We start from the raw sequence: 1957 nt of genomic DNA, 5'->3' as shown, positions 1-1957 counted from the left end.
GCTTCGACGTGCTCGCGCTGTGGCGCGCTGCGGCACGTGAGGTGAGCGGCCGGGCGGTGCCCTGCGGCCACTACATCGCCGAAGAATTGCCCGAGCTGCTGCTCGCCGAGATCAACGACTTCCTGAAGGACTGAATGATGAACGCGCCCAAGAAGACCCACCGCATCGCCGTCATCGCCGGCGACGGCATCGGCAAGGAAACCGTGCCCGAGGGCCTGCGCGTGCTCGAGGCGGTGGCCGGCCGCTTCGGCATCGGGCTGCAGTTCGACCACTTCGACTTCGCGAGCTGGGACTGGTACGAGCGCCACGGCCAGATGCTGCCGGACGACTGGAAGCAGCAGATCGGCGGGCATGACGCGATCTTCTTCGGCGCGGTCGGCTGGCCCGAGAAGATCCCCGACCACGTGTCGCTGTGGGGTTCGCTGCTGAAGTTCCGCCGCGAGTTCGACCAGTTCGTGAACCTGCGCCCGGCGCGCCTGATGCCCGGCATCCGCTCGCCGCTGGTGGGCCGTGACGGCAAGCCGCGCGCGCCCGGCGCGATCGACATGATGATCGTGCGCGAGAACACCGAGGGCGAGTACTCCAGCATCGGCGGGCGCATGTACGAGGGCAGCGAGCGCGAGATCGTGATCCAGGAGACGGTGATGTCGCGTGTCGGCGTCGACCGGGTGCTGAAGTTCGCGTTCGAGCTGGCGCAGTCGCGCCCGCGCCGCAAGCTGACCTCGGCCACCAAGTCGAACGGCATCTCGATCACGATGCCCTACTGGGACGAGCGCGTCGAGGCGATGGCCCGCGGCTATCCGGATGTCAGCGTCGATCGCTTCCACATCGACATCCTGACCGCGCACTTCGTGCAGCGCCCCGAGGTGTTCGACGTGGTGGTCGCGAGCAACCTGTTCGGCGACATCCTGTCGGACCTCGGGCCGGCCTGCACCGGCACGATCGGCATCGCGCCGTCGGCCAACCTGAACCCTGCCGGCACCCACCCGTCGCTGTTCGAACCGGTGCACGGCTCGGCGCCCGACATCGCCGGGCGCGGCATCGCGAACCCGATCGGGCAGATCTGGTCGGGCGCGATGATGCTCGACCACCTGGGCCACCGCGATGCGCACGATGCGGTGCTGCGCGCGATCGAGACGGTGCTCGAGCCCTCGTCCGGTGCGCCGCGCACCCCCGACCTGGGTGGTACGGCGCACACCGCCGACCTCGGCCGCGCGATCGCCGAGTGCATGTGACCCCACATGACACGCGGGGTGGCCGACCCCGCTGCAACCCGCGCCGAATATGACGCGGACAGCCTATTGTCAAGCGAGGAAGCACGCGCGCGGATGCCGCCTTCGGATGCAGCTGATTACGCATAGAATCCGCTTCCGCGCTTGACAGTGGGGGTGCCTGCGGCTGTAATCGTTCGAGCCGTTACGTCCCGTCCCGCGCGGCCCGGATCCAGGCTCCACACCCATCCAGATTCTTTTCGAGACACCTTTTTTGAGGGGGTACCTTCGTGAACAAATCCGAACTGATTGAGCACATCGCCAAGCAGGCCGACATCTCCAAAGCAGCGGCGACGCGCGCGCTCGAAGCTCTGATCGGCGGCGTGAAATCCACGCTGAAGAAAAACAACAGCGTGTCGCTCGTTGGCTTCGGCACCTTCAGCGTCAGCAAGCGCGCCGCCCGTGCCGGCCGCAACCCGCGCACCGGCGCCACCATCAAGATCAAGGCCGCCAAGGTGCCGAAGTTCCGCCCGGGCAAGGCCCTGAAGGACGCGGTCAACTGAAGACCGCAGGCAACGGAAGGCATCCGGGTGCTTAGCTCAGTTGGTAGAGCGGCGCCCTTACAAGGCGTAGGTCGGGGGTTCGAGCCCCTCAGCACCCACCACCCGATGGCACCGCGGACGAGCTGGCAGAGCTAGTAGAATCCGCGCCGCCCACCCCCAGCAAAGGCGAACCCAGGTTCGCCT

2 protein-coding genes, 1 tRNA gene and 1 pseudogene are annotated in these 1957 nt (G+C 67.3%); all 4 read left to right on the top strand.

Features of this window, described 5'->3' with window-relative positions; all coding sequences use genetic code 11:
* Nucleotides 1–134 (top strand): annotated as a pseudogene (locus AC1D15_RS29465) (alpha/beta hydrolase); the annotation flags it as partial.
* A gap of 3 nt (nt 135–137) precedes the next feature.
* Nucleotides 138–1235, top strand: coding sequence for a tartrate dehydrogenase (locus tag AC1D15_RS29460; RefSeq protein WP_465114673.1), 1098 nt, complete (start codon nt 138–140; stop codon nt 1233–1235).
* 266 nt (nt 1236–1501) lie between these two features.
* Entirely contained in the window at nt 1502–1774 is a 273-nt protein-coding gene (locus AC1D15_RS29455) for an HU family DNA-binding protein (RefSeq protein ID WP_047485758.1), read from the top strand.
* Between the two features lie 25 nt (nt 1775–1799).
* Nucleotides 1800–1875 (top strand) — tRNA-Val (locus AC1D15_RS29450).
* Nucleotides 1876–1957 lie beyond the last annotated feature (82 nt).

The sequence above is a fragment of the Rhizobacter sp. P2_H2 genome, from assembly GCF_056403375.1.
Note: the sequence above shows the minus strand (reverse complement) of the source record. Positions and strands in the feature narration are given on the sequence as shown.